This window comes from Luteimonas salinilitoris (genome assembly GCF_041300785.1).
Lineage (GTDB): Bacteria > Pseudomonadota > Gammaproteobacteria > Xanthomonadales > Xanthomonadaceae > Luteimonas > Luteimonas salinilitoris.
On sequence record NZ_JBFWIB010000004.1, the window covers coordinates 175024 to 200698 of the forward strand.

26 protein-coding genes are annotated in these 25675 nt (G+C 67.4%); 20 read left to right on the plus strand and 6 right to left on the minus strand.

Features of this window, described 5'->3' with window-relative positions:
• The first annotated feature begins 6 nt into the window (after positions 1–6).
• On the plus strand, positions 7–597 hold the full coding sequence (locus AB5T46_RS09110; RefSeq protein WP_370563586.1) for a hypothetical protein: 591 nt from the start codon (positions 7–9) through the stop codon (positions 595–597).
• A gap of 25 nt (positions 598–622) precedes the next feature.
• Here AB5T46_RS09110 and AB5T46_RS09115 read toward each other — a convergent pair whose 3' ends face one another.
• Positions 623–2044 (minus strand): aspartyl protease family protein, encoded by a 1422-nt coding sequence (locus tag AB5T46_RS09115; protein ID WP_370563587.1) that lies wholly within the window; start codon positions 2042–2044, stop codon positions 623–625.
• A gap of 49 nt (positions 2045–2093) precedes the next feature.
• On the opposite strand from AB5T46_RS09115, the gene AB5T46_RS09120 reads away from it, so the two are divergent.
• The 11 genes from AB5T46_RS09120 (at position 2094) to AB5T46_RS09170 (ending at position 13499) form a co-directional block, all read left to right on the plus strand.
• Complete coding sequence (locus tag AB5T46_RS09120) at positions 2094–2615, plus strand: DUF2975 domain-containing protein (RefSeq protein WP_370563588.1); 522 nt, start codon at positions 2094–2096, stop codon at positions 2613–2615.
• Entirely contained in the window at positions 2615–2836 is a 222-nt protein-coding gene (locus tag AB5T46_RS09125) for a helix-turn-helix domain-containing protein (protein WP_370563589.1), read from the plus strand. The genes AB5T46_RS09120 and AB5T46_RS09125 overlap by 1 nt, the downstream gene beginning before the upstream one ends.
• 48 nt (positions 2837–2884) lie before the next feature.
• Positions 2885–3493 carry a transcriptional repressor LexA gene (gene lexA, locus AB5T46_RS09130; RefSeq protein ID WP_370563591.1) on the plus strand — a complete coding sequence of 203 codons (609 nt, stop codon included), beginning with the start codon at positions 2885–2887 and terminating at the stop codon, positions 3491–3493.
• Position 3494: 1 nt separating this feature from the next.
• Positions 3495–4121, plus strand: coding sequence for a translesion DNA synthesis-associated protein ImuA (gene imuA / locus AB5T46_RS09135; RefSeq protein WP_370563592.1), 627 nt, complete (start codon positions 3495–3497; stop codon positions 4119–4121).
• Positions 4122–4128: 7 nt separating this feature from the next.
• Positions 4129–5538, plus strand: a complete 1410-nt coding sequence (locus AB5T46_RS09140) for a Y-family DNA polymerase (protein ID WP_370563593.1) — start codon at positions 4129–4131, stop codon at positions 5536–5538.
• Positions 5535–8654 carry an error-prone DNA polymerase gene (locus AB5T46_RS09145; protein ID WP_370563595.1) on the plus strand — a complete coding sequence of 1040 codons (3120 nt, stop codon included), beginning with the start codon at positions 5535–5537 and terminating at the stop codon, positions 8652–8654. Before AB5T46_RS09140 ends, AB5T46_RS09145 begins: the two co-directional genes overlap by 4 nt.
• 74 nt (positions 8655–8728) lie before the next feature.
• Positions 8729–9949: a helix-turn-helix domain-containing protein gene (locus AB5T46_RS09150; protein WP_370563596.1), complete on the plus strand. Its 1221-nt coding sequence runs from the start codon at positions 8729–8731 to the stop codon at positions 9947–9949.
• A 1-nt stretch (position 9950) separates the two neighbouring features.
• The gene (locus AB5T46_RS09155; protein WP_370563597.1) at positions 9951–10673 is read left to right on the plus strand and encodes an NHL repeat-containing protein; all 723 of its coding nucleotides are present in this window, start codon (positions 9951–9953) and stop codon (positions 10671–10673) included.
• A gap of 211 nt (positions 10674–10884) precedes the next feature.
• Positions 10885–11298: a GFA family protein gene (locus AB5T46_RS09160; RefSeq protein WP_370563598.1), complete on the plus strand. Its 414-nt coding sequence runs from the start codon at positions 10885–10887 to the stop codon at positions 11296–11298.
• 30 nt (positions 11299–11328) lie between these two features.
• Positions 11329–12114 (plus strand): DUF899 domain-containing protein, encoded by a 786-nt coding sequence (locus AB5T46_RS09165; protein WP_370563599.1) that lies wholly within the window; start codon positions 11329–11331, stop codon positions 12112–12114.
• A 374-nt stretch (positions 12115–12488) separates the two neighbouring features.
• Positions 12489–13499, plus strand: coding sequence for a phytochelatin synthase family protein (locus tag AB5T46_RS09170; protein ID WP_370563600.1), 1011 nt, complete (start codon positions 12489–12491; stop codon positions 13497–13499).
• 454 nt (positions 13500–13953) lie between these two features.
• Here AB5T46_RS09170 and AB5T46_RS09175 read toward each other — a convergent pair whose 3' ends face one another.
• Together AB5T46_RS09175 and AB5T46_RS09180 are read right to left on the minus strand one after the other, a co-directional pair.
• A complete protein-coding gene (locus tag AB5T46_RS09175) occupies positions 13954–14865 on the minus strand; it encodes an alpha/beta fold hydrolase (protein WP_370563601.1) in 912 nt (303 codons plus the stop codon).
• A 63-nt stretch (positions 14866–14928) separates the two neighbouring features.
• The gene (locus tag AB5T46_RS09180) at positions 14929–15306 is read right to left on the minus strand and encodes a hypothetical protein (RefSeq protein ID WP_370563603.1); all 378 of its coding nucleotides are present in this window, start codon (positions 15304–15306) and stop codon (positions 14929–14931) included.
• Positions 15307–15465: 159 nt separating this feature from the next.
• On the opposite strand from AB5T46_RS09180, the gene AB5T46_RS09185 reads away from it, so the two are divergent.
• Together AB5T46_RS09185 and AB5T46_RS09190 are read left to right on the plus strand one after the other, a co-directional pair.
• On the plus strand, positions 15466–16083 hold the full coding sequence (locus AB5T46_RS09185) for a TetR/AcrR family transcriptional regulator (protein ID WP_370563605.1): 618 nt from the start codon (positions 15466–15468) through the stop codon (positions 16081–16083).
• 172 nt (positions 16084–16255) lie between these two features.
• Positions 16256–16897 (plus strand): class I SAM-dependent methyltransferase, encoded by a 642-nt coding sequence (locus AB5T46_RS09190; RefSeq protein ID WP_370563606.1) that lies wholly within the window; start codon positions 16256–16258, stop codon positions 16895–16897.
• 190 nt (positions 16898–17087) lie between these two features.
• On the opposite strand, the gene AB5T46_RS09195 is transcribed toward AB5T46_RS09190, so the two are convergent.
• From AB5T46_RS09195 to AB5T46_RS09205, 3 genes are read right to left on the minus strand one after another with little or no spacing between them, the layout of a single operon-like run.
• Complete coding sequence (locus tag AB5T46_RS09195; protein WP_370563607.1) at positions 17088–18527, minus strand: serine hydrolase domain-containing protein; 1440 nt, start codon at positions 18525–18527, stop codon at positions 17088–17090.
• A gap of 55 nt (positions 18528–18582) precedes the next feature.
• Complete coding sequence (locus AB5T46_RS09200; protein ID WP_370563608.1) at positions 18583–19203, minus strand: class I SAM-dependent methyltransferase; 621 nt, start codon at positions 19201–19203, stop codon at positions 18583–18585.
• Positions 19200–20135 carry an oxidoreductase gene (locus tag AB5T46_RS09205; protein WP_370563609.1) on the minus strand — a complete coding sequence of 312 codons (936 nt, stop codon included), beginning with the start codon at positions 20133–20135 and terminating at the stop codon, positions 19200–19202. Before AB5T46_RS09205 ends, AB5T46_RS09200 begins: the two co-directional genes overlap by 4 nt.
• Here AB5T46_RS09205 and AB5T46_RS09210 point away from each other — a divergent pair.
• From AB5T46_RS09210 to AB5T46_RS09235, 6 genes are all read left to right on the plus strand, one after another.
• A complete protein-coding gene (locus AB5T46_RS09210; RefSeq protein WP_370563610.1) occupies positions 20134–20868 on the plus strand; it encodes a TetR/AcrR family transcriptional regulator in 735 nt (244 codons plus the stop codon). The two genes, AB5T46_RS09205 and AB5T46_RS09210, sit on opposite strands and share 2 nt — an antisense overlap.
• 407 nt (positions 20869–21275) lie before the next feature.
• On the plus strand, positions 21276–21959 hold the full coding sequence (locus tag AB5T46_RS09215; protein WP_370563611.1) for an XAC0095 family protein: 684 nt from the start codon (positions 21276–21278) through the stop codon (positions 21957–21959).
• Positions 21960–22054: 95 nt separating this feature from the next.
• Positions 22055–22675, plus strand: coding sequence for a type IV toxin-antitoxin system AbiEi family antitoxin domain-containing protein (locus AB5T46_RS09220; RefSeq protein WP_370563613.1), 621 nt, complete (start codon positions 22055–22057; stop codon positions 22673–22675).
• Complete coding sequence (locus AB5T46_RS09225; protein WP_370563614.1) at positions 22665–23582, plus strand: nucleotidyl transferase AbiEii/AbiGii toxin family protein; 918 nt, start codon at positions 22665–22667, stop codon at positions 23580–23582. Before AB5T46_RS09220 ends, AB5T46_RS09225 begins: the two co-directional genes overlap by 11 nt.
• Before the next feature lie 117 nt (positions 23583–23699).
• Positions 23700–24734 carry a tRNA dihydrouridine(20/20a) synthase DusA gene (gene dusA / locus AB5T46_RS09230; RefSeq protein ID WP_370563615.1) on the plus strand — a complete coding sequence of 345 codons (1035 nt, stop codon included), beginning with the start codon at positions 23700–23702 and terminating at the stop codon, positions 24732–24734.
• Positions 24731–25642, plus strand: a complete 912-nt coding sequence (locus AB5T46_RS09235; RefSeq protein ID WP_370563616.1) for an arginine deiminase-related protein — start codon at positions 24731–24733, stop codon at positions 25640–25642. The genes dusA and AB5T46_RS09235 overlap by 4 nt, the downstream gene beginning before the upstream one ends.
• Positions 25643–25675 lie beyond the last annotated feature (33 nt).

The following is a 25675-nucleotide window of genomic DNA, read 5'->3' on the forward strand; positions in this document are numbered from 1 at the left end:
ACATCGATGCACATCCGCAACCGCCTACGCGCCTTCGTGCTCGCCCTCGCGCTGCCGCTGGCGGCCGCCGCCGCGGCGCAGGATTTCGCCTACGACTGGGATCCGCGCAGCGGCGATGCCTGGATCGACGGGCACCTGGGCGACATCAACGACTACGGCCACCGCCACCGCGATCCCTTCATCGACGAGTTGGTCCGCTACCGCGATGCGCCCCGCGACCTCGTGACCGGTCTGCTTGCCGAGCGCGGCTGGGCGCCGGGCGACGTCTACTACGCCTGTTCCCTCGCCCAGATCGTCGGCCGGCCCTGCCGGCGCGTGGTGGAGGAGTGGGAACGCAGCCATGGCGAGGGCTGGGAAGCACTGGCGCAGCGGCTGGGCGTCGCCCCCGGTTCGCCGGAGTTCCAGCGCCTCAAGCGGGGATTCGTCCCCAGCTACCAGCGCTGGGGACGGCCGCTGGTGCTGGACGAGGAGCTGCGCAAGGCGTTCCCCGAGCACGGCAAGGTGAGCGCTGGAGACGTTGGCGAAGAACCCGGATCCGGTGCAGAAGCGTCCGACGAGCCGCGGGCGGCAAAACCCGGCGGGGACGACGCGTCCTGATCGATCCGGTTGCGCATGCGCCGGCTCAATCCACTGCGTCGGAGACCGGAGACGGCGCGTCGACGGACGGCGGCGCGCTCGCTTCATCGACCGGTGCGCCGAGTTCGAAACGCATCCGCGCGAAGTCGATCGTGAAGGAGGCGAACGCGCCGAGGACGTCGCCGCCGAGAACGCCCATGTTCCGGGTCTCGACGTCGGCCGAGTCGGCGATCGCGATGGTGAGTTCCGGCAGCCGCGTTTCGCGACCGTCCAGGCGCACCCGCACGTCCGGCCAGGTGGCGATGCGCCGCTCCGTGGCGCCGCCGGCGCCGCCGACCCGCTGCCGCCCCTGCGGCAATCCCTGCAGCAGCGAGGCATGCCGCTGCGCGAAACGCGACGACAGCGACGAGCGCGGGGCGCCCGTGTCCAGGTGCAGCGGCACGGCGATGCCGTCGACCGAGACGTCGACATGGAGGTCGCTGCCGACCACGCGCAGGTTGCCGGCCGGGCCGTCGGCATCGCCATCGGCGACGGGCTCCGGCGTCAGGCGGCCATCGGCATCGAAGCGGATGCGGCGCAGCGCGCGCATCACCGGGAATCCGAGGATCGCGTCGATCCGGTAGCCGCCCGCGACCGGCATTTCCAGTTGCGCATCGTCGAGCACCAGGAACACCACGTTCGACAGGGTCGACCCGGCGAACTCCAGCCGCTCGGCGACTCCCAGCCGGGTGGGGACCGCGTCGCGGCTGCCGCTGCCGACGCTGGCCTCGCCCTCGAGCAGGCGCAGGCCGAGCCGGCGCGCGGTGGAGGCCGAGACCACCGACAGGTTGGCACCGGTATCGAGCACCGCCTCCTGGTCGATGCCGTTGACGGCCATCGTCGCGCGCAGCAGGCCGACCTTGTCGCGGCAGGTCGCGACCGCCTCCGGCGCGAACGCCAGCACCGCCTGCGGCGGGACCGCCGCGAGCTGCGTGGCGATGCCGTGGAACTGGGCGACATCGTCCGCACGGTCGTCGGGATCGCCGTGCGTGGCGAGCAGCGCCTGCCAGGCGCCGGTGGCGTCCGCGGCGCGCGCATAGTCGCCGGCGGCGAAACTGGCGTCGGCGGCGATCGACCAGGCGATGCGCAGGTGCCGCGGGTCGGGGTCCTGGGCGGAGAAGAACGGCGCCAGGGCGCGCAATGCGGCATCGTCCTGCAGCCGCGAGGCGGCGATGCGGGCCTGGGCCAGCGTGGCCAGTTGCGGATCGGCGATCCGCGGCAGTGCGGCTTCGAGCGCGAACACCTCGCCCTTGCCGGCGTCCGCGAGCAGGGTTTCGGCCTGCACCGCGGACAACGGCGGCGCGTCCCCGGCCTGTGCCATGGCAATGGGCTCGAGCGCGAGCAGCAGGCAGAGGAGCAGCGACACCAGCAACACGCCATGGCGCCGGAAGCGCGCCAGGGGGCTTGTGGAGTAGGGGTAGACAGGCATACTGAAGCCTCGTTCTGCATGAAAAAATTATCGTAATACAGAAATAAATATGAATTCAACAGAAATTAACACCAAACTCTACCGGGCCGCCCGCCGGCTGCGCCTGGTGGCCTGGGCCGGTGCCGTGCTGTGCCTGGTCGTGACCCTGCTGGCGGTCTTCGCCCCGCTGGCCGGAACCCGGGGCCTGCTCGCCGCCGTCCTCGACACCGATGGCCTGCCGCACGCCTGGGCAGCGGCGATCGCGCTGGTCGTGGCGGGCCTGGTGGCCGGCGCCCTGTTCGAGCTGGCGCGGATGCTGGGCCGGGTCGGGCGTGGTGCGCTGTTCGCGCCGCCGGCGACACGGCATTTCCGCCGCTTCGCGCTGCTGCTGGTGCTGGCCGCGCTGCTGCGGCTGCTGCTGCCGGCGCTGGCCGCGGTGGCGCTGGCGGCGATGGGCGAGTCCATGACGGTGACGCTGTCGTTCTCCGGCGGCGACCTGCTGGCGCTGTTCCTGGCGGTGGTGTTCTTCTTCGTGGCACGGCTGTTCGACGAGGCCGCACGCCTCGAAGAAGACAGCCGCGCGATCGTCTAATGGCGATCGTGGTCCGTCTCGACGTGATGCTGGCGCTGCGCAAGGTGCGCTCCAAGGACCTGGCCGCGCATGTCGGCATCACCGAATCCAACCTGTCCCTGCTCAAGTCCGGCAAGGTCCGCGGGATCCGCTTCGAGACCCTGGGTCGGATCTGCGAGTACCTCGACTGCCAGCCGGGCGACCTGCTGGCCTGGGAACCCGACGCGCCGGACGCGGACTGAACCGGCGGCAGTAGCCTGTCGGGGGACGATGGAGTACAAATGTACTCCATGGAATCCCTGAGCCCCCGCCGCGCCGCGATCCTGGCCCTGATCCGCGACCGGGTCGCCGCGCACGGCCAGCCGCCGACCCTGGCCGAGATCGCCGCCGCCTGCGGCCTGGCCTCGCGCGGGGCCGCGCGCAAGCACGTGCAGGCGCTGGCCGAGGCCGGGCTGATCGAGGTCACCGCCGGGCAGGCGCGGGGCATCCGTCCGGCCGGGCTGCGCGCGCGCGCCGACCTGCTGCGGCTGCCGGTGCTGGGCCGGGTGGCGGCCGGCGTGCCGATCGGCGCCGATGCCGGGTTGGCCGATACCCTGACCCTGGACCTGCGATTGTTCGCGCAGGCGCCCGACTACCTACTGCGGGTGCAGGGCGATTCGATGATCGACGACGGCATCCTCGACGGCGACCTGGTCGGGGTGCGCCGCGGCAGCGACGCGCGCGACGGCCAGACCGTGGTCGCGCGGCTGGACGGCGAGCTGACGATCAAGCGACTGGCGCTCGGCACCGATGCCATCCGCCTGCTGCCGCGCAACCCGGCTTACGCGCCGATCGTGGTGCGACCGGACCAGGAGTTCGCGATCGAGGGCGTGTTCTGCGGCCTGGTCCGGCGCGGCTGAGATGGGCGCGGTGGTCGCCCTCGACGCGCTGCTGCACGAGCGCCGGGTCTGGAAGGGCCGTCCGGCGCCGGCGCCGGCCAGCGCGCAGCCGACCGGGCATGCCGCGCTGGATGCGGCATTGCCCACCGGCGGCTGGCCGGAGTCGGCGCTGAGTGAACTGCTGATCGCGGCTGACGGCATCGGCGAACTGCGGCTGCTGTGGCCGGCGCTGGCGCGGCTGTCGCGGGCCGGCGAGCGCATCGTGCTGGTGGCGCCGCCGTACCTGCCGTTCGCCGCCGCCTGGCAGGCGGCAGGCGTCGACCTGCGGCAATTGCACGTGGTGCAGGCGACGCGGCCGCGCGATGCGTTGTGGGCGGTCGAACAGTGCCTGCGCTCGGGCAGTTGCGGCGCGGTGCTGTGCTGGCTGCAGGACGCCGACGACCGTGCGCTGCGGCGGCTGCAGGCGGCGGCGGAAACCGGCAAGACATTGGCCTTCGCCACCCGGCCGCTGCAAGCAGCGCGCAATCCGTCGCCGGCGCCGCTGCGGATCGCGCTCGACGCGCAGCCGCCGCAGCTGCGGGTGCTCAAGTGCCGCGGCGGGCTGGCGCCGCCGCGGCCGCTGCCGTTCCCCGCGGCGGCGGACCGGTGAGGGCGGCATGCGCTGGGCCTGCATCCTGTTGCCGCAACTGGCGCTCGACGGTGTCCTGCGCCGCCGCGTCGATCGCGACGCGCCGCTGGCGCTGGTCGCCGGCACGGCGCAGCGGCGGGTGCTGCACGCGGTCAATCCGGCCGCGCGTGCGCTCGGCCTGAAGCCGGGGCTGACGCTGACCGCGGCGCAGGCGCTGGCCGGCGCCGTCGAGACCGTCGAACACGACCCGGAGGACAGCGTGCGCTGGCAGCGTTTCCTCGCCGCCTGGGCCTACCGCTTCAGCTCCCAGGTCAGCCTGCGCTACCCGCATGCGCTGATCGTCGAGATCGGCGCCAGCCTCGGCCTGTTCGGGCCCTGGCCGCGGCTGGAGGCGCGGTTGCGCGAGGAACTCGCCGCGCTCGGTTTCCACCACCGGATCGTGGCCGCGCCGAACCCCGCCGCCGCGCGCGCGCTGGCCAACGCCCATGACGGCCTGGCGATTCCCGACGGGGACGGCATGCGCCGCGCGCTGGCGCAGCTGCCGGTGGCGCGCGCCGGCTTCGCGCCGGAGGTTGCCACCGCGTTCGAACGCATGGGACTGCGGCGGCTGGCGCAGGTGCTGGCGCTGCCGCGCGCGAGCCTGGTGCGGCGGTTCCCGGCCGCGGTGCTGCGGCACCTGGACACCCTGGCCGGCGAGCGCCCCGAGCCGCTGCAGTGGTACCGGCCGCCGGATCGCTTCGATGCGCGCATCGAACTCGGGTTCGAGGTGGAGTCGCACCAGGCGCTGCTGTTTCCGCTGCGGCGCCTGAGCGCGGACCTGGCCGCGTACCTCGCCGGCCGCGATGGCGGCGTGCAGCGCTTCGAACTGCGGCTCGAGCACGAGGACGCGGCCGATACCCGCGTGCCGGTGGGCCTGCTCGGCACCGAGCGCGAGCCGGCGCTGCTGTTCGAGGTGGCGCGCACGCGGCTGGAGCGGACCGGCGTGCCGGCGCCGGTGCGCGGAATGCGGCTGGTCGCGCGCGAGCTGCCGCCGTTCGCGCCCGCGCACCGCGAACTGTTCGACGAGCGCCCGCAGCAGTCGATGCCGTGGGCGCAGCTGCGCGAGCGCCTGCGCGCGCGGCTCGGCGACGAGGCCGTGCACGGCCTGCGCGTGCATCACGACCACCGCCCCGAGCATGCCTGGCGCGGCGAGGACGCAACGAAACCCGTGCCGGCGCCGGCATTGCCGCGCCCGGGCTGGCTGCTGCCGCGGCCGATCCCGTTGCGCGGCGGCCCGCCGGAGCTGCTGGCCGGCCCGGAGCGGATCGAGAGCGGCTGGTGGGACGGCGACGTGCGCCGCGACTACTACCGCGTCGTCACCCGCCAGGGCCAACAGGCCTGGGTGTATGCGGCGCCGGGCGAGCGCGGATACTTCATGCTGCACGGGTGGTTCGGATGAGCGTCGCGCCCGACTACGCCGAGCTGCACTGCCTGTCGAACTTCAGCTTCCAACGCGGCGCCTCGAGCGCGCCGGAGCTGTTCGTGCGCGCGCGCCAGCAGGGCTACCGCGCGCTGGCGATCACCGACGAATGCTCGCTGGCCGGCATCGTGCGCGCCTGGCAGGCGGCGCGCGAGGTCGGCCTGCCGCTGATCGTCGGCAGCGAACTGCGCGTCGCCGACGGCCCGGCCTGCGTGCTGCTGGTCGAAACCCTGCAGGGCTACCGCACCCTGTGCCGGCTGATCACCGACGCCAGGCGCCGCGCCGACAAGGGCACGTACCGGCTGCTGCGCAAGGATTTCGCCGGCGGCACCGACGGATTGCTGGCGTTGTGGCTGCCGGACGAGTCCGCCGACGAATCGCACGGGCACTGGCTGCAGGCGCTGTTCCCGCAGCGCACCTGGCTGGCGGTGGAACTGCATCGCGGACCGGACGATGCCGCGCGCCTGGCCCAGCTGCTGGCGCTGGCGCAACGGCTCGGCATGTCGGCGGTGGCCGCCGGCGACGTGCACATGCACGCGCGCGGTCGCCGCGCACTGCAGGACACCATGACCGCGATCCGCCACCACGTCACCGTGGCCGAGGCCGGGTGGCGCCTGTTCCCGAACGGTGAGCGCCACCTGCGCCCGCGGCACGTGCTGGCGGAGTTGTATCCGCCGGCGCTGCTGGCCGAGACGCTGCGCATCGCCGCGCGCTGCACCTTCGATCTCGGCGAGCTGAAACCGCACTACCAGTATCCGCACGAGCTGGTGCCGGCCGGGCACGACGCCGGCAGCTGGCTGCGCACGCTGGCGCTGCAGGGCCTGGAGCGGCGCGTGACCGAAGGCGCGCTGAAGAACGTGGAGAAAGTGGACGCGGTGCGCGAACAGATCGGGAAGGAGCTGGCGCTGATCGCGCACAAGCGCTACGAGAACTACTTCCTCACCGTGCACGACATCGTCCGCTTCGCACGCAGTCGCGGCATCCTCTGCCAGGGTCGCGGTTCGGCGGCGAACTCGGCGGTGTGCTTCGCGCTCGGCATCACCGAGGTCGACCCCTCGCGGCAGCGGCTGCTGTTCGAGCGCTTCATCTCGGCCGACCGCGACGAGCCGCCGGACATCGACGTCGATTTCGAGCACGAGCGGCGCGAGGAGGTGATCCAGTACGTGTTCGGACACTACGGCCGCCACCGCGCGGCGCTGGCGGCGGTGGTGATCAGCTACCGCGGCGCCGGCGCGGTGCGCGACGTCGCCCGCGCGCTGGGGATGCCGCAGGACCAGATCGATGCGCTGGCGCGCGCGTTCGGCCGCTGGAGCGTGGAGCTGCCGCCGGACGCGCACCTGCGCGAACGCGGCTTCGACCCGGACAGTTCGCTGCTGCGGCAGGTGCTGGCGCTGACCGCGCAGCTGATCGGATTCCCGCGGCACCTGTCGCAGCACCCCGGCGGCTTCGTGATCTCCGAGCACCCGCTGCACACCCTGGTGCCGGTGGAGAACGCGGCGATGGAAGACCGTACCGTGATCCAGTGGGACAAGGACGACCTGGACGCGGTCGGCCTGCTCAAGGTCGACGTGCTGGCGCTCGGCATGCTCACCGCGCTACGGCGCTGCTTCGACCTGTTGCGCCGGCACGACGGTCCGGCCCTGACGCTGGCGACGATCCCGCCGGAGGACAAGAAGACCTACGACATGATCTCGCGCGCCGACACCATCGGCGTGTTCCAGATCGAGTCGCGCGCGCAGATGGCGATGCTGCCGCGGTTGCGGCCGCGGAAGTTCTACGACCTCGTCATCCAGGTGGCGATCGTGCGGCCGGGACCGATCCAGGGCGACATGGTGCATCCGTACCTGCGTCGCCGCTGCGGCGAGGAGGCGGTGACCTATCCTTCGGAGGCGCTGAAGACCGTGCTGGTGCGCACCCTCGGCGTGCCGCTGTTCCAGGAGCAGGTGATGGAGATCGCGATCGAGGCCGCCGGCTACAGCCCGGGCGAGGCAGACGGCCTGCGCCGGGCGATGGCGGCGTGGAAACGCCATGGCGGGCTGGAGCCGCATCGCAAACGACTGACCGATGGCATGCTCGAGCGCGATTACACGCCCGAGTTCGCCGCACGCATCTTCGAGCAGATCAAGGGCTTCGGCAGCTACGGCTTTCCCGAGTCGCACGCAGCCAGCTTCGCGCTGCTGGCCTACGCCAGTTCCTGGCTCAAGTGCCACCACCCGGCCGAGTTCGCCTGCGCGATGGTCAACAGCTGGCCGATGGGCTTCTACAGCCCCGACCAGATCCTGCAGGACGCGCGCCGGCACGGCGTCGGCGTGCGTCCGGTCGACGTGCGCCACAGCGACTGGGACTGCTCGCTGGAACGGATCGCCGATGCGCCGCGCGAGAGGCCGTTCGCGATCCGCATGGGCCTACGGCTGGTGCGCGGCCTGCGCGAGGACGACGCGCGGCGCATCGAGACCGCCCGCGCGCAGCGGCCGTTCGCCGACGTCGCCGACCTGTGCGAACGCGCCGGCCTCGACCAGCGCGCCCGCGCGCTGCTGGCCGATGCCGGCGCCCTGCGCGGCCTGGCCGGACACCGCCACCGTGCGCACTGGGCGATCGCCGGCGTGGAAGCGCAGCGGCCGCTGTTCGGTGCCGATGCTTCCGCGCCGGAGCAGGCGATCGTGCTGCCGCCGCCCGACGTCGCCGCCGACATGTCCGCCGACTACGCCAGCACCGGCACCACGCTCGGCCCGCATCCGTTGCGGTTGCTGCGCGCGCAGCTGCGCGCACGCCGCTGCCGCAGCTCGCGCGACCTGGCCGCGCTGCCGCACGGGCGCAGCATCACCGTCGCCGGCTTGGTCACCCTGCGCCAGCGCCCGCAGACCGCCAGCGGCGTCACCTTCATGACGCTCGAGGACGAGCACGGCATGGTCAACGTCGTCGTCCGCAAGGACATCGCCGAAGCGCAGTGGCGCGCCTACCTGGAGTCGCGCCTGCTGCAGGTCGAGGGCAGGCTGCAGGCGGTGGCCGGCGTGCGCCACCTAGTGGCCCGCCGCCTGCACGACCTCACCCCGCTGCTGCAGGGCCTGGACGTGCGCAGCCGCGATTTCCACTGAGCCGGGGCCTGCTGGAACTGCGTGGCGATCGCGATTCCATCACCCCGTACCCCACGGCACGGTAGCCTGTCGTCATGGACTCCCTGATCGCCGCCTCCGCACGCGCCCTCGCCGCCGGCGACGCGCTCGGCGCCCTCAAGCGGGTCGCGCTGCGCGACGACCCGCCGGCACTGGCCCTGCGCGGCATCGCCATGGCCCAGCTGGGCGATCATCCACGCGCCCGCGAACTGCTGCGGCGCGCCGCCCGCGGCTTCGGTGCCCACGAAGGCTTGGCACGTGCGCGCTGCGTCGTTGCCGAAGCGGAGGTGGCGCTGGCCATGCGCGACTTCGCCGGCTCGCCGCGCATGCTGGTCACAGCCGCTGATACCCTCGAAGCGCGCGGCGATCGCGCCAACGCGTTGCACGCGCGGCTGATCGCGGTACGTCGGTTGCTGCTGCTGGGCCGCATCGAAGAAGCCGGTGCCGCGCTGTCGCGCCTCGACGCGCGCGGTCTGCCGCCGACGCTGACGGCGGTGGCGGGACTAGCCGCGGCCGAGGTCGCGCTGCGCTCGCTGCGCACGACGCCGGCGCGAGCGGCGCTGGACCGCGCGCACGAAGCTGCCGAGCGTGCGGGCATACCCGCATTGCTGGCCGAGGTGGTCGAAGCACGCACTGCGCTCGACCGTCCCGCCGCGCGCCACATCCACGCCGGGCACGAACGGCCGTTGCGCCTGGACGAAATCGAAACGCTGCTCGCTGCCGGCACCCTGATCGTCGACGCCTGCCGTCGCGGCCTGCGCACGGGCGATGCGTGGTTCCCGCTGGTGCGCAGGCCGGTGCTGTTCGCGCTGGTGCGCGCATTGGCGGAAGGCTGGCCTGGTGATCTCGACCGCGACGCGCTGATCATGCGCGCCTTCCGCAGCCGCCATCCCGACGAGACGCATCGCGTACGCCTGCGCGTGGAGATTGGCCGACTGCGCAAGCTCGTCGCGCCGCTGGCCGGCATCGAAGCCACCGCACGCGGCTTCGCACTGGTGCCGCGCGTGCGGCGGGACGTCGTCGTCCTGGTGCCGCCGATCGACGGCGAGCAGGCGTCGCTGCAAGCGTTGCTGGCCGATGGCGCCGCCTGGTCCACGTCGGCGCTGGCGTTGGCGCTGGGGGCCAGCCAGCGCACCGTGCAGCGCGCACTGGTCGAACTGGAGGCCGCCGGACGGGTGCGTTCGAACGGGCGGGCGCGGGCGCAACGCTGGCTGGCGCCGCCGCTGACGGGATTCACGACGATCTTGTTACTCCCCACTGCGTTCTCGCCCGAGTAGATTGGCCCCGCAGCGCCGCTCCGAGGCGCATCAAGGAGGCCAAGCCATGAATCGCAACCCGAGCACAGACAAATCCCAGGTACCGGCGCAAGCGGCCGAGATCGTCCGCGAGTACGGCCCGTTCGCCGGCGCCGACCGCGTGGGTGGCGTCACTCACGACGGCCGCCACGTCTGGGCCGCCACCGGCGCCAAGCTGGTCGCCTTCGATCCCGAGAGCGGCGAGCCGGCACGCACGTTGGCCCGCACCGGCGACGCCGGCACGGCCTTCGATGGCACCTACCTCTATCAGATCGCCGAGACACGCATCGACAAGATCGATCCCGCCACTGGCGACGTGATCAAGTCGATTCCGGCGCCCGGCAGCGGCGGCGATTCGGGGCTTACCTGGGCCGAGGGCAGTCTGTGGGTGGGCCAGTACCGCGATCGCAAGATCCACCAGGTCGATCCGGAGTCCGGCGCCGTCATTCGCTCCATCGAATCCAACCGCTTCGTCACCGGTGTGACCTGGGTCGACGGCGAGTTGTGGCACGGGACGTGGGAGGACGACGAGAGCGAAATCCGTCGAATCGATCCGGAGAGCGGTGCCGTGCTGGACCGGCTGCAGATGCCGCAAGGCACCGGCGTCAGCGGGCTCGAATCCGATGGCGCAGACCTTTTCTATTGCGGCGGCGGCGGGACTGGAAAGGTCCGTGCCGTGCGACGTCCAAAACGACTCGCCTCCTGATTGCACACGGCTCGGCCGCCGCCGGACTGGCGGCCTGGGATCCAAAGTGGCCGCTGTACGCGCTGCACATCGACATGGCGCAAGCGCATGAATCGCCACGGCGGTGTGCAGGCAATTCATGCAACAGACGATGCCGGCCGGCGCATGCCAAGCATTGGCAGCAAGGCTGACGCGATTTTTATCTCACAGCACTTATGACAGGAGAGAAGACATGAGAGAAATTTATGCCGGTGGATGCGCCTGCGGGGCGATCCGTTATGAAATTTCCGGCGAACCCCTGTTCGAGAATCACTGCCAGTGCCGCGACTGTCAGCGGAAAAGCGGCACCGGGCACGGATCGTACCTGACCTTCCCGCGCACGGGCGTGGAACTCCAGGGCGAGGCGACGCATTGGGACATCGTTGGCGATAGCGGCAATGTGAAGACCCGCGCCTTCTGTCCCGCCTGCGGTTCGCCGATATACATGACGTTTGCGGCCATGCCCGATGTTTTCACCGTGCACGCCGCGAGCCTCGACGATCCCAGCCGATTCAAACCGCAAGCAGTGACGTACGGCGTGCGCGGGTACGCGTGGGATCACCTCGATCCAGCCCTGCCGAAATTCGACAAGATGCCGCCGACGTGAAATGCCGCCTGACCTCGTGAGGAGAAAATCATGAACACCCTCGTTGCCGAATCGAACACCGCTCATCATCCGGTCGTATCCAAAGACCGATGGATGGCCGAACGCGGGAAGCTGCTGACACGCGAGAAGGAACTGACGCGCCTGCACGACCAGGTCGCGCGCGAGCGCCGCGCGCTGCCATGGGTGCGCGTCGACAAGAACTACGTCTTCGATACGCTCGAGGGCGCGCGCACGCTTGCCGACCTGTTCGAAGGCCGCCGCCAGTTGCTGGTGCAGCACTTCATGTTCGCGCCGGGCTGGGAGCAGGGCTGCAAGAGCTGCTCCTACATGGCCGACCACAACGACGGCGCCAACCCGCATCTGTCGCAGCGCGACGTCGCGTTCCTGGCCGTTTCGCGCGCGCCGCTGGCCGACATCGAGCGCTTCCGCCAGCGCATGGGCTGGAAGTTCAAGTGGGTGTCCTCGCACGGCACCGACTTCAACCACGACTTCGGCGTCAACTTCACCCAGGACGAAATGTCCACGGGCAAGGTCCGCTACAACTACGTCACGCAATCCTTCCCGCATGAAGAGGCACCCGGCATCAGCGTGTTCTACCGGGACGATATGGGCGAGGTCTTTCACACCTATTCGCGCTACGGACGCGGCGTGGAAGTGATGATGCACGCGTACGCCCTGCTGGACCTCACGCCCAGGGGCCGCGACGAGGACGCTCTGGACTATTCGATGGCATGGGTGCGTCACCACGACCGTTACGTGCCGGAAGTACCGGTGAAGGCGGCCGCCGCCGCCGCGTGCTGCCGAGCGCGGGCCTGAGCCTGCCGCGTTCGCCGTGCTCTGGTCCCGATGGCTGCGACGGCCCTGAATAGGAGCGGCATTCGCGGTCGGGTTGACCATATCAAGCGTGACCCCCGCTATCACGCAGCCAGCACCACCCAGGTGCCATCTTGGATGTGCGGGCAGTCAAGTCCTGCGGTTGCAGGTTCCGGACTCTGCAGCGAGATCATTACGGATCAGCGAGCGGAGATCGCCGATGAAGCCCAAGCGGACAACAGCAATCGATCCACGCAGCGCGGCATCCGCCTAGCCGCATCGGCGCCGGATGCGCCGCGTCGCACGTGACAGAAGCGGCTGTGATGACGGTTCTCGCTCCTGGATCAGGTGGCCGTCAGCGTACGAGTGGAACTACCATGAAGCGCCTTCTCTCGATCTGCGGGATCGCTCTTTCCATCGTTCTGCTTCTGGCCGGCCTGACGATCTGGAACAGGTACTTTCGTATCCCGCCGGTCGATCTTCTGCCGCTTCCGGACAACCTGATCACGCTCGAATCCTCTGCCGGTCGAGAGCTGCTTGCCGAGAGCGAATTCATCGCCGACTACGAACGCCTCACTGCGAATTTCGTGCCGCAGTCGCGGCGTGCGTTCTGCGGTGCCGCCAGCTCCGTGATCGTCCTGAATGCACTGGGAAGCCCGGGCGCGCCTTTGGATCAATCCTCGTTCTTCAGCGATTCCGCCAGGAGGATCAAGGATCCTCTCCGGGTCAGCCTGTCCGGAATGTCGCTGGGGCAGCTCGGCAAACTCCTGCGCGCCCACGGCGTCGAAGCCACGGTGATCTACGCCTCCGATACCGATGTCGACCACTTCCGCGCGATTGCGCGAAGCAACCTGATGACGAGCGAAGACTTCGTGCTGGTCAACTACCAGCGTGCGATGCTGGGGCAGGTCGAGATGGGCCACATCTCTCCACTTGCCGCCTATCACGCCGAAACCGATCGTTTTCTCATCCTGGACGTGGCGGCCCACAAGTATCCGCCGGTCTGGGTCTCCACCGACGCGCTCTGGAATGCAATGCGTGCCCCCTTGAGAGAGTCTTCGCCGCGGACGCGCGGTTTCATCGTCGTCCGGGAGGAGGCGTCCAGGCAGCCGGCACCGCTCTCCCTCATCCGGCCAGCCTCGGTGCGGGACGGCTGCGAGTCGTGCCGGTGGCGTCGCCGCGACGCCGTTGCCGTTGCAGTGCTTCGGTTTCGGCTCGACGCGCGTCTGGTGTCGGTTCTGGCCGTCCGGGTGGCAGCTGCGGCCAGCGGCATCGGTGACTCATTTCATGGCAACGCGTCGGACGGCGGGCAGCGACCGTCAGCTTTTCAACCGGCCCGGGGGCGCCATCTCGATGAAGGCCGGCGAGGGATGGACAATCGCGTATGACACCGTCAACGTGATGAGCGCGATTGCGCTCACCTTGGGCCCGGCGCTGCGCGCGCGGCTTTGCTCCGCTTCAGCGGCGATTCGTCAGGATGGATCCTGCGTTCGGCGGTGGCCGCTTCCGCGTGTTTCTTGGCGCAGGGAGGTCACGCTGGCATACGATTGTGCCGAGCCTGGTGCCAGCGGCGCCGGCTGATCGTCGCGGCTTTCGTGCGCACCAGTCAGGGGTGCACTGGGCGAGCGTAGAAGGGCGAAATCTGGCGAATTCGAGTGCGCGGCGTGCACGCGGGGTAAATTATTGACTAGAAAAGAAAAAACCCTGGCTGTTGCGCCCATGATGGATTGGACGGAAACGCTTTTAAATTCAACTGTTTGCGAAGGCGCGTGTGCAGGGGTTGTGCACACGCCGTAGCGAAACTTTGGTCAGTTCGCCTAACTAGCATGGTGTGTGCTGAGCTTAGACGACATTTGCCGGAGGTGATGGAGAGGCTTCGCTGCGCGTGTCCTCGATGAACTCCGCAACGATACCGGCCATGTCCGTGCCCAGCTGCTCCGGAACGAAATGGCCGACGCCTTCCAGCAATGCGATCCGGTGGTTTGGGAATGCCGCTTCCCAACGATGCAGCTTGTCGAGTGTGCCGACCGGGTCTTCCAAGCCCCATAGGATTTGCAGTGGCTTGGATGCGATGATCCGTCTCCGATTCCAGAGACCCGCGAGCCATTCGCTCTCGCCGATGATGGCCTGCGCGAAACGCCACGGGCCATTGCGCGAGTCGGGCGTGGGAAACGGTGCCTGGTAATGCCGATGTATCGCGGGCGGGAGTTTTCCGGTTCGGCCGTAGACCGCCTTCATGACGTACTTCGGGAAGGCGTTGAAACGACGGCAAAGGAATCGGCCGAACGGTCCGCCGACGATGCGGCTGAAGCGCTCCGCGCCGGTAATGCCTTCGAGCGACCAGAAGTGGGTGTTGGCGATGACCAGGCGCGCGACGTTGGATGGGCAGTCGAGCGCATAGGACATGCCAATGGGCCCGCCCCAGTCGTGCAGCACCAGCGTGATGTGCTTCAGGCCGAGGGCGTCAATGAACCCGAGGAGGTTTTCGGCATGCAGGCGTGGACCGTAAGGCGCATCCGCAGGTTTGTCTGAGAGCCCGAACCCGAGATGGTCGATCGCTACGCACCGATAGCGATCGCGCAAGGCCAGGATCTGCTTGCGGAACATGAACGACCAGGTCGGGTTGCCGTGCACGAACAGCAGCGTTTCGCCTTGGCCCTCGTCAACGTAGTGCAGATCACCGTAGCGGCTGCGCCAGTAGTGGGATGCGAATGGGAATTCGGCTCGATCGAGCCAAGCTGGTGAGGGTGGCATGGCGGTGCTCCAAAAAGGATGGTCGATAGGGCGGCGGCTGCAGCGTGCTGCGTTTGTGATTCGCTAGATGAACCGAGCGATTGCCATGCCAATTACCGTGATTGTGAGTAACCCCGCTGCCGGGTAGTGCAATGCAGCCACGCGCCCAGTCGCCTTCGCCCGGCGCAGTCTCAGGAACGCCGCGATCTGCAATACCAAGGCGAGGCCCGCTGCCGCGATGCCAATCGCTAGGACCAGCTCCGCATTTCCAAAAGGCCCGCGATGAAAAACATGCCACAAATATCCACCGGTCAAGATCGTCAGGGCCGCGGCCCCGGTCTGGGACGCAAATAGCCGACGAGAATCTATTCCGTCGATACGTGCAATGACGAAACTGCTGCCTGCCCAGAACACTGCAGCCAGCACATGAAGGGCCAGGATCACTACCAAAGCGCTTTGCATGATGGTTCTCGCATATTGAGTATACTCAATGTATAGTTAATTCACAACGGTTGCAAGCAGACGGACCGGGGCCAGGGCGGCGGTGCCACTTTGCGCAGTGCCGTTATACTCGCGCGGCTCTATCTAAGCGCTTCGCTTCTGCTCTAATGCTCTCCAGAGATGACACGCCGCCCCTACGCCAGTCCTGCACGCGCTGCTGCCGCCGCCGAAAAGCGTGATGAAGTTGTGCGGTCGGCAGCGAAATTCCTTCGCGAGCAGGACATTGCACGGTTTTCACTTGACGCCGTGGCGAAGGCGGCGGGAGTTACACGCCTGACCGTCTACAACCAGTTCGGATCACGCCGCGGATTATTCGAAGCGGTGTTTGATGAGATCGCGCGCACCGGCGGACTCACCCGGCTGCCGCACGTCATTGCGGTCGAAGACCCAGTCGAAGCGCTCAAGGGGCTAGTCGATGCCTTCTGCCATTTTTGGGGTAGTGATGCGGCGCTGGGCCGATTGTTTGATGCGATTGGCCTCGATCCGGAGTTCGGTGAAGCGCTGCTTGCCCGCAACGAACTGCGCCGTGGCGTGCTCGGCCGACTTGTCGGTCGTATGCACCTGGATGGCGTGCCGGCCACAGCTAAGCGAGATGCGATAGACCTGATGTTCACGCTAACGAGCTATCCAGCCTATCGACTACTGGCGGCCAGCAGGTCCGATAAGGCAATACGCAGGATCGTGAAAGAGGCCTGCTTAGACGCGGTGGACCGCTTACGTCGGACTTCGACCAAATAAGCACACTTCGCAACTCTGGTGGCGAGCAGATCGCGTGCCGAGTGGGCTCGATCGCTCAAGCCGGGAGCTTCGATTCTTGATCTCGGCTGCGGTCATGGCGCGCCCATCTCCGCGGCATTGCATGGCTGCCGATTTCGGCAATTTCCTTACTCTGCGCAAAGGAGCACGAACCATGAGTACTGCGAGCGACGCCAGGTTCTGGGATAGGTTTTCACGGAGCTATGCCAAGTCTCGGATCGGAGATCCGGCCGGATACGCGCGCACGCTGCAGTGCACGCGAGGCCATCTGGGACAGGATGACCGGGTGCTCGAACTGGGTTGCGGCACGGGAACGACGGCGCTCCGGCTTGCAAGCGGTGTGCGGAGCTATCTCGCGACGGATATTTCCTCCGGAATGATCGCGATTGCCGAAGAGAAGCTGGTAGCCGGCCCAATCGCTGGCCTTGCATTTCGCATCGCGACCGCAGAGGCGTTGGCGCAGGAGGTAGGGCAATACGAGGCCGTGCTGGGGTTCAATTATCTCCACCTGCTGCGCGACGTGTCTGGCACGCTGCGCGTCATCCATGCCTTGCTCGCACCCGGCGGACTATTCATCTCCAAGACTCCGTGCCTCGGGAGCATGAACCCGCTTATTCGGCTTGTCCTATTGCCCGTCATGCGCGCGGTCGGAAAGGCGCCCCAAGTCGTCAGCACCTTCAGTACGGTAGAGCTGGAACAACTGATCACCGTCGCAGGTTTCGACATTTTTATCACTGAGAATCACGCGACCAGGGGCAAGGATGACCGTCCCTATATCGTGGCGTGCAAACAGTGATTCAAATGACGAACCCCGTATGAACTCTGGCCCTTTCGGCGCGCAGTCGGACACTGCAACTGTCACCAAATGACAGCGAGCGGCGATAGAAGCCATTAGTGCTGTTTCTGGCTTTGTTTGGCCCGGGGGCCTGAAAGCTCCCGCCGGCCTACACGCCAGCGTGGCATCTTCGATCGCAAGCCGACCGGTTTTAAGATTGGTTGGACGCTGGCTGATCCGGGACAGTAGGTGGCAGGGACCGAAGAATTTCAGCAACCAGGTCCCCGACGCCGGTTCCCACGCCAAGATGGGTCATTCCCATCCGGACGACAACCAATCGACGAGATGGCACGATTACGATGAATTGGCCTAAATAGCCGCGGGCGTAGAACATGTCTTTCGGTAACTGCGGCATGCCCCACGGAGCATCCCAATACGGGACTACACCGTCGTTCTTGACATTAAGCCAGAAGCCAGCGCCGTAGCCGGTGTCGAGGCTCTGTTTGGTGGTGTATTCCACCCATCCGTCCGGCAGAATGCGGTGACCGTTCGCAACGCCGTCATCTAGATAAAGTTGCCCAAGTTTCGCCCAGTCTCGTGCGGAGGCATAGACGTGACTGGCCCCGATCGGCGTACCCGCCACATCTGTTTCAATGACAGCCGTGTGCATTTTTAGCGGCGCGAAAAGCTGTTCGCGAATGTAGGCTTCCGCCTCGACTCCACTACCGCCCGCAGCATCTCGAACCATGCGCGATAAGAGCTGATACCCCAGATTGCTATAGCCCCACGCAGTCCCTGGAGTTGCATCAAGAGGGACGGACTCGGAGTACGCTGCGGTATCAGGCTCCAGAAAGAACATGCGGGTCATGTGGTTGACGGGTCCGCCTCGCTCATCGAACGGAAGGCCGCTCGTCATCCTAAGCAACTGGTCGGGCGTGATCGCGGCTCGAAGGTCTCCCGGTTGCTGCCACGCGGCGATCGGCGCGGGCTGTCCTACACTGAGGCGCCCTTCGCGTACTAGTACGCCCACCAGAGCACTGGTCAGAGATTTCGATAACGAATGACCCCAAATCGGAGTATCAGGGCCGTAGCCGGGTGCGTACTTCTCGGCGATGAGGCGCCCGTCGTGGAAGGCCACAACAGCCTTGGTATTGCGCTGTTTGTTCGGCGCTGGATCCTCGAATGCTCTTTCGATAGCGCGTGCGATCCGCGCATCATGCGAATAGGCAACTGGCAGCGTCTCGGTCGTAGGTCGCGACGAAGTCTCTGCCAGTCCGCGGGCTTCCGGAATGGCGCTGCTGTCGGCCACGAGCAGGCACCCAAGGCCATTTCGATATGCTGCTCTCGAGGCGAAGGCACCGGCGATCGTTGCCCGCACTTCGCGCTTGGTGCGATTGATGTCGTAGCGGAGCGCCCAGGCGACGTAGCTCATTCCCCCTTCGGGGACCTGCTCCTCGCGAAATACCCGCCCGGGATCGACGTTGGAGACAAAAGCCGCCGAGCAAAGAGATCGGCTCACGGAACCGGTGGCGACGCGGAGGACGGCCCCGCCCTCACTCGCGACGAGAAGCCCTCCACCAGTGATCGCGACCACGCCAATAGCCACCGTGATCAGCTTGGACTTCCGCCTCATCGGGTCCTCCAGTCTCATTTTGGATATTAACTATACACGGCGTTTATGTAATGATGCGATGCTGATGGGTTCACTACGAGGGCTGCGTCCGCTTTTGACCCAGTTGGCGAGTTGCGGAAAGCAGGCGTGGGCGTCGCACTATGCGATAGACGGTGGCGGGTGGAATATTTCGATGGGTACAGCCGACCCGAGTTGCCTTGAGGCCGAGGCGATCCAGCAATGCACGTGACACGGGGGGCCGCGGACCGTAGGTGAATTGGTAAAAGGCTCCCTCCGCACGCAGATGCTCGAACGCCCCAGCGAGGATCGCCATCACCCTCTTTGGCTTCATGGAGAGCAGCGGCAGACCGCTTATGACGTGCCCGGCGAATTGACCTTCGAGAACACGGGTGCGAAGGAGTTGGGCGGCGTCCATGCACTTCACGCTTGCGTCGGGGAATCGGCGGCAAAGCAGGTCCGCGAAACCAGCATTGCCTTCGATCAGAGTGATTTCGCTTTCACGCACGCCACGCGCGAGCAGCGCGTTCGTGAAAATGCCAGTACCGGGCCCGAGTTCGATGATCGGGCCGTTCTCCGGAACAACGTCCCTGGTGATCAGTTGCGCCAGTGCCGTGCCGGATGGCGCGATCGCGCCGACTTGCAGGGGATTGGCAGCCCATGCGCGTGCAAAACTGAGAACGTCCGCCGTACTCATGGCGAATCCGCTGTGTCTGGAAGGGCCGCATGGACACCGGTGAGCTCTTCTGACAGCTGCCACAGGCGTTGAGCGAGCTGCTCGTCGCGCGCGGCCACGCTCGGCTGCACCTGTGTCGGATAGCCCTTCTTTTCTTTCTTTCCGTCAGGCCCGTAGAACTGCCCGCCCGCCACGTCGTGAGCGGTGGCGGCGTACAGCTGCGGCAGCACGCCCATTTCCGCAGGCTGCGCCATAAATCTGTTGCCGATGCGCATGAACAGTTTGAGCAGGCCACTGGGGCCACTCAATTGCAGATTTGTCGCAGCGTACCCGGGGTGTGCCAGCATGCTCTTGATTGGCAGGCCCGCTGCGCGCAGCCGACGATCCAGTTCCAACGCGAACAGGACGTTCGCGAACTTGGATTGGGCATAGAAGGCAACGCGTCCGTACTTGCGGCTGCCGGTCAGGTCGTCAAAGTGGATGCTTCCGCGCTTGTGGAGATCGGAGCTGATCGTGACCACACGGCTATCGCGGCGCAGCAACGGCAGGAGCAGGCAGGTCAGGGCGAAATGCGCAAGATGGTTGACTCCGAACTGCAGCTCATGACCCTGCGCGGTCAATGCACGCGGCGGCATCATCACGCCGGCGTTGTTGACCAGCACATCCACTGACAGGCCGCTCGCGTGCAGGTGCTCAGCGAAGGCTTTCACCTGGTCGAGGTCCGACAGATCGAGCGGATGCAGTACGGCGCTTCCTTTGGGCCTGGCCGCAAGAACCCTCGCGTGGGCCGCTCGCCCCTTCGCCAGATCCCGCGACGTCATGATGACGCGGGCGCCGTTCTTGGCCAGGTGCAGGCTGGTCAGGAATCCCAGCCCACTGTTGGCGCCGGTGACGACTACTGTCCGCCCAGTCTGATCGGGGATATCCCAGGTGGACCACAGGCGCTTCGCCATGGAGACAGGCGAGCCCTTTACAGCCGACTGCGCATTCATTTCCCATTCCTATCTTTACGGTGTTAACATCAACCTACCGCATAATTTGAACGCTGTAAAGATGCCGCGAGCCAAGGTTCAGCCAACCCGTGCCGACAGCTACCACCATGGGGACTTGCGCACCGCATTGATTCAGGCGACCGACGAGATCCTAGCCGAACGTGGCGTTGAAGGTTTCAGCCTGCGCGAAGCAGCGCGGCGCGCCGGTGTGTCGCCTGCGGCACCCGCTCATCATTTTGGAAGCGCCACAGGCCTGCTGTCGGAAGTAGCACTGCTGGGATTCGATGACCTGGCGAAGCACCTGCGCGTCGACGCATCCGAAGGAACGCCGGTCCAACGGCTTCGGAAGCAGGGCATCGGTTATGTGACCTTCGCGTTGAAGCATCCAGGACGATTCCACCTGATGTTTCGCCGCGATTTGCTCAGTACCGACCACACAGTGCTTCAGCAGGCGGGTGCCAATGCAATGGCACAACTGGAGGACACCATTCGCGCTCTTCACTCTGTTCCCGCTGACCGGTCATTGTCCGCCGACGCACATGCCGCTCTGCTAGCTGCCTGGTCGATGGTGCATGGCTTCGCTCATCTCGCACTCGACGGAAAGCTCGGCCATATGCATGACGGTGCGACCCCAGAAGCGCTCCTCGACGACGTGCTTCCTAAATTGCTCGAAAGCCAGTGGCCAGATCCGTAGTGCGGCAATGTGCGTGAAAGTCTGCTCTGGCCGGTAGCAGTCATTAGTCCAGCGACACCCGATCTGGCCGACTTGATGCGAAAAAATGGGGTCAGGTTCGCTTACGAATAGCGGGGTGAGATTTGCTTTCTGCGATGACACCTTGACGTGGGGTTTGAGCCGTTGCAAACTCGCCCCAAGGAGCGTCGAAACTCCTCTAAGAGCGGTCCCCACCTCCGACAATCCGGTGGGTTTTTTGTGCCCGTGCAGCTGTGGGCACGGACCGACGCGATGCCTGCGTCGGGAGGGCGGCTAATACAACACCCTTCGGGGAAATACGCCCGCCGGCTCTTAGCGGTTTCGAACCTCCCGACTTCCCGTCCGCCCTGTCGCGGTGGGCGGCCACTTCATGGAGTGAGGAGGCAACGATGTCGAAGCGTGAATCGGATGATCTGGACGTGCCGGGCTATTGGCTGCCGGAAGACAGCCAGTTCCGGCTGGCGAGGCTGCGCGATCACGTCAAGTTCCTGGCGCGGCTGGCGCAGCCGCGCGTTGCGGACGAGGCGTTGGAATGTGCGCCCGACGTGCGCATGGGCGAACTGGCGTTCTGCCTGGAGGCGCTGGCGGAGCAGTTGGACCTTGTGTTGGGCGAGGTCGCGTGGCCAGCGCAACGGACGGTGACGGCGAGTGCGCCAGAACGCGGCGTCACACTCGCGGCGACGCAGGCGCCTGATGCGGACCCCGGCCACTTTGCCTTCGGCGTTACCCTGGACCAGATCGACACGCTCGATCGCTTGATCCAGACGATCTCGGCCCATGGCGATGTCGTGGCGGCCAGCAACACTGCCGAGCTGGCCAACTACACCCTGCCTTCGCTGGGACATGCGATCCATGACGGGGCGGCCGCCGTGCGTGAGCTTCTGGATCAGGTGCAAGTGCAGCGGCTGGGGCAGGGCCCTCGTCTGCGATCCGGCGTGGGTGAAGAACAGGGTGCGTACGCTGCGGGGCTCACGTCCTTGGCGGTGGGCGGCCTGCCTGGTCCCAGTGCTGCCACTTCTGGCATATCGGCCGCTGGAGCATGCCAGGCAGTCGGATGCGTGCGCCTGCACTGATCACGGTTAATTCACGCGCCGACGAGGGTTGGCTGGCCTCTGTTTATGTGATAAAACCTCTGCTAAACATTGTTAGTAGCATAGGAAACATCACATTGGCGGATGCTGGCGGCCAACGCGTCAGGGCCCTCGAACTGCTGAGGGTTCGTCCCGTGATGCGGCTGAGGGACTTCATCGCGCACGGTATCGATCCGGAGACGCTGGCGCGTCTGGTCCGGGAGGAGGTGGTCATCCGTCCCGCGCGCGGCCTCTACCAGCTCGCCGACGCCCCGATCGACGCCCGTCGCACCCTGGCCGAGGTGTCGGCGCTGGTGCCTAAGGGCATCGTCTGCCTGGTCTCTGCGCTGCAATTCCACAGCCTGACCCTGCAGACGCCTTCGATGGTCTGGCTGGCCATCGACCGCGGCGCCTGGCGCCCGAAGATCGACTACCCGCCCGTCCGCTTCGTGCGCTTTGCCGGATGGGCGCTGACGCAAGGGATCGAGCGACACCGCATCGAAGGGGTCGAGGTGGCGGTGACCGACCCGGCGCGGACGATCGTGGACTGTTTCCGCTATCGCGCGAAGATCGGCCTGGACGTGGCGATGGAGGGGCTGCGCGAGGGACTGCGCCAGCGCAAGGCGACGGCCGACCAACTTTGGCGGTACGGGACCAAGGCCCGGGTTTGGTCGACGATGAAGCCTTACGTCGAGGCGATGGTGGCCGATGGCGCGTGAGCCCAAGCAAAAGAATGTCGGGGCCTCGGTTCGCGCCCGGCTGCTCCAGCGGTCCCGCGCCGATGGCACGGATTTCCAACTGCTCCTGACGCGATACGCGCTGGAACGGTTGCTGTACCGGCTCAGCCGGTCCGTCCACCGCGACCGCTTCATCCTGAAAGGGGCCATGCTGTTCGTGACCTGGGTGGAAGATCCCTTCCGGCCGACGCGCGACCTGGACTTGCTCGGTTACGGCGACCATCGCCCTGAGAAAGTTCAAGACGCCTTCCGTGCCATCTGCTCGGAGCCGGTCGACGACGATGGCGTCACCTTCGATGTTGACGGGCTGGATGCGGCGCCGATCCGGGAGGACATCGAGTACGGCGGCGTGCGCGTGCGCACCCAGGCCAGCATCGCCGGCGCGCGCGTTCCGATCCAGGTCGACGTCGGGTTCGGGGACGCGATCACTCCAGGGCCGGTCGAGATCGACTACCCGGTCTTGCTCGATGCGCCGGCGCCCCGGCTGCGTGCCTATCCGGTCGAAACGGTGGTGGCGGAGAAGTTCCAGGCGCTCGTCGTTCTCGGCATGGCGAACAGCCGGCTGAAGGACTTCTACGACCTCTGGACGATTGCCAACACTTTCGAGCTGGATCGGGCTGCGCTGGCCGCGGCCGTCCGCCAGACCTTCGCCCGGCGCGAGACGCCGTTCCCACAGGAAAAGCCAACCGGCCTCAGCGACGCCTACGCCGAGACGTGGGACGGGCAGTGGCGGGCCTTGCTGACGCGAGAACGCATGGCGGCGGCGCCCGAGCGTCTGGCGACGGCGATCGCCGACTTGGAGCGGTTTCTGTTGCCGCTGCTGGAAGAGGAGGAGGGCAATTGGCGCTGGCGACCGCGCGACGGTTGGACCAGGGAAGCCGACCACTAGAAGCAATGCAGTTTGCTTCGGATATCGGGGTCAGGTTCACTTTTCAGTCGCAGTTCGACCCATTGCCGGCGACCAGCGAGAATAGCGGCCTGTCATCCTTGCCCGACCGCTTCCACCATGACCGCTTCCGGCCAGTCGCTGCCAGATCCATTGCCCGACGCGGCGTCGCTGCGCCTGTCCGTCGCGCCGATGATGGACTGGACGGACACCCATTGCCGGGTCTTCCACCGCCTGCTGGCGCCGCATGCGCGGCTGTACACCGAGATGGTGCACGCCAACGCGGTGATCCACGGCGATCGGGCGCGGCTGCTGGCGCTGGATCCGGTCGAGCACCCGGTGGCGCTGCAGCTGGGCGGCAGCGAACCGGAACTGCTGGCGCAGGCGGCGGCGATCGGTGCCGCGCACGGGTTCGACGAGGTCAACCTCAACTGCGGCTGCCCGTCGGACCGGGTGCAGGCGGGGCGCTTCGGCGCCTGCCTGATGCGCGAGCCGGCGCTGGTGGCCGACAGCGTCGCGGCGATGATCGCGGCATTGGCCGATGCACCGGGTCCGGTGCCGGTGACGGTGAAGTGCCGGCTCGGGGTGGACGACGACCATGACTACGGCCGCTTCCGCGCCTTCGTCGACACGATCGCCGATGCCGGCTGCCGGACCTTCGTGGTGCACGCGCGCAACGCCTGGCTGCAGGGACTGAGTCCGAAGGAGAACCGCGAGGTGCCGCCGCTGCGCTACGACTGGGCCTGGCGGCTCAAGCGCGAGCGGCCGGACCTGGCGGTGATCGTCAACGGCGGCATCGCCGACGCCGATGAGGCGACGGCGCACCTCGAACGCACCGACGGCGCCATGCTCGGTCGCGCGGCCTACCACGATCCCTATCTGTTGCATCGTCTCGACGTCGCCTGGTTCGGCGGTGTGTTGCAGTCGCGCGGCGAGCTGCTGCGCGCGCTGCGCCCCTACGTCGAGGCACAGCTCGCCCGGGGCATGGCGCTCAAGCACATCACCCGGCACGTGCTCGGGCTGTTCAACGGCCAGCCGGGCGGACGCCGCTTCCGCCAGGTGCTGAGCGAAGGCGCCCACCGGCCGGGTGCCGGCTGGAACGTGGTCGAGCGCGCGCTCGCGGCCACCGAGTCCGGGCGCCGCGCCGCCGCATGATCACCCGCGATCCGGACGTCTTCCTCGCCTTCGGCCGCGACTGCCCGCCGGATTTCGGCCCGGCGACGGCGAAGGCGGCGTTCCTGGTGGCGCCGGACGGCTTCGCCCGCGCCGAGCAGTCGGCCGCCGACAACCGCTACATGGCCGAAGCCGGCGCCTTCGACGCCGCGCGCGCCTCCGCCCAGCACCGCGACCTGCAGCGCGCCATGGCCGCGGCGCTGCCGACGGTCTGCTTTCCCGGCGATCCGCAGGCGCCCGACGCACTGTTTCCCAACAACGTCTTCGCCACGGTGCCGGGGCGGCTGATCGTGGGCCGGATGCGCCATCCGGTCCGCCAGCGCGAGGCCGCCCGCCCGGATATCCGCGGCTTCTTCGCCGGGACGCTCGGTTATGCGGTCCACGACCTGTCCGGCCAGCCGCATCCGTGCGAACTCACCGGCGCGCTGGTGATCGACCGCGCCCGCGGGCTCGGCTTCTGCGGGCTGTCCGAGCGCTGCGACGCGGCCGGCGCCCGCCTGCTGCACGGGGCCTTCGGGCTGCGCGCGACGCTGCTGTTCGAACTCGCGCCCGGCGAGTACCACGCCAATGTGGTGCTTGCGGTGCTGGCCGGCCGGGCGGTGCTGCTGTGTCAGGACGGTTTCGCCGATGCAGGCGTGGCCGACGCGATCGGACAGCTGTATGCGCCGCACGCGATCCGGCTGTCGCCGGCGGAGCGGGCGGGTTTCGTCGGTAATGCGATCTCGCTCACCGCTGAGACCGTCTGGATGAGCGCGGCTGCCGCGGCCGTCCTGACGCCGGCTGCCCGCGACGGATTGGCGCGGGCGGGCTTCGGACTGGAGGCAGTGGCGCTCGATGCCCTCGAATCGGCGGGCGGTTCGCTGCGTTGCTGCATTGCGGAAATCTACTGAACGGGCGTCATCATGGGGTCGTGACTGAACAGA

Coding starts and splice junctions, on each gene's coding strand:
- AB5T46_RS09145 (WP_370563595.1), top strand. CDS start 5,535: ATGAGCGTCGCGCCCGACTACGCCGAGCTGCACTGCCTGTCGAACTTC.
- AB5T46_RS09170 (WP_370563600.1), top strand. CDS start 12,489: ATGAAGCGCCTTCTCTCGATCTGCGGGATCGCTCTTTCCATCGTTCTG.
- AB5T46_RS09140 (WP_370563593.1), top strand. CDS start 4,129: ATGCGCTGGGCCTGCATCCTGTTGCCGCAACTGGCGCTCGACGGTGTC.
- AB5T46_RS09215 (WP_370563611.1), top strand. CDS start 21,276: ATGTCGAAGCGTGAATCGGATGATCTGGACGTGCCGGGCTATTGGCTG.
- AB5T46_RS09200 (WP_370563608.1), bottom strand. CDS start 19,203: ATGAGTACGGCGGACGTTCTCAGTTTTGCACGCGCATGGGCTGCCAAT.
- AB5T46_RS09225 (WP_370563614.1), top strand. CDS start 22,665: ATGGCGCGTGAGCCCAAGCAAAAGAATGTCGGGGCCTCGGTTCGCGCC.
- AB5T46_RS09180 (WP_370563603.1), bottom strand. CDS start 15,306: ATGCAAAGCGCTTTGGTAGTGATCCTGGCCCTTCATGTGCTGGCTGCA.
- AB5T46_RS09115 (WP_370563587.1), bottom strand. CDS start 2,044: ATGCCTGTCTACCCCTACTCCACAAGCCCCCTGGCGCGCTTCCGGCGC.
- AB5T46_RS09125 (WP_370563589.1), top strand. CDS start 2,615: ATGGCGATCGTGGTCCGTCTCGACGTGATGCTGGCGCTGCGCAAGGTG.
- AB5T46_RS09150 (WP_370563596.1), top strand. CDS start 8,729: ATGGACTCCCTGATCGCCGCCTCCGCACGCGCCCTCGCCGCCGGCGAC.
- AB5T46_RS09190 (WP_370563606.1), top strand. CDS start 16,256: ATGAGTACTGCGAGCGACGCCAGGTTCTGGGATAGGTTTTCACGGAGC.
- lexA (WP_370563591.1), top strand. CDS start 2,885: ATGGAATCCCTGAGCCCCCGCCGCGCCGCGATCCTGGCCCTGATCCGC.
- AB5T46_RS09185 (WP_370563605.1), top strand. CDS start 15,466: ATGACACGCCGCCCCTACGCCAGTCCTGCACGCGCTGCTGCCGCCGCC.
- AB5T46_RS09160 (WP_370563598.1), top strand. CDS start 10,885: ATGAGAGAAATTTATGCCGGTGGATGCGCCTGCGGGGCGATCCGTTAT.
- AB5T46_RS09165 (WP_370563599.1), top strand. CDS start 11,329: ATGAACACCCTCGTTGCCGAATCGAACACCGCTCATCATCCGGTCGTA.
- AB5T46_RS09205 (WP_370563609.1), bottom strand. CDS start 20,135: ATGGCGAAGCGCCTGTGGTCCACCTGGGATATCCCCGATCAGACTGGG.
- AB5T46_RS09120 (WP_370563588.1), top strand. CDS start 2,094: ATGAATTCAACAGAAATTAACACCAAACTCTACCGGGCCGCCCGCCGG.
- AB5T46_RS09175 (WP_370563601.1), bottom strand. CDS start 14,865: ATGCCACCCTCACCAGCTTGGCTCGATCGAGCCGAATTCCCATTCGCA.
- AB5T46_RS09195 (WP_370563607.1), bottom strand. CDS start 18,527: ATGAGACTGGAGGACCCGATGAGGCGGAAGTCCAAGCTGATCACGGTG.
- imuA (WP_370563592.1), top strand. CDS start 3,495: ATGGGCGCGGTGGTCGCCCTCGACGCGCTGCTGCACGAGCGCCGGGTC.
- AB5T46_RS09110 (WP_370563586.1), top strand. CDS start 7: ATGCACATCCGCAACCGCCTACGCGCCTTCGTGCTCGCCCTCGCGCTG.
- dusA (WP_370563615.1), top strand. CDS start 23,700: ATGACCGCTTCCGGCCAGTCGCTGCCAGATCCATTGCCCGACGCGGCG.
- AB5T46_RS09235 (WP_370563616.1), top strand. CDS start 24,731: ATGATCACCCGCGATCCGGACGTCTTCCTCGCCTTCGGCCGCGACTGC.
- AB5T46_RS09210 (WP_370563610.1), top strand. CDS start 20,134: ATGGAGACAGGCGAGCCCTTTACAGCCGACTGCGCATTCATTTCCCAT.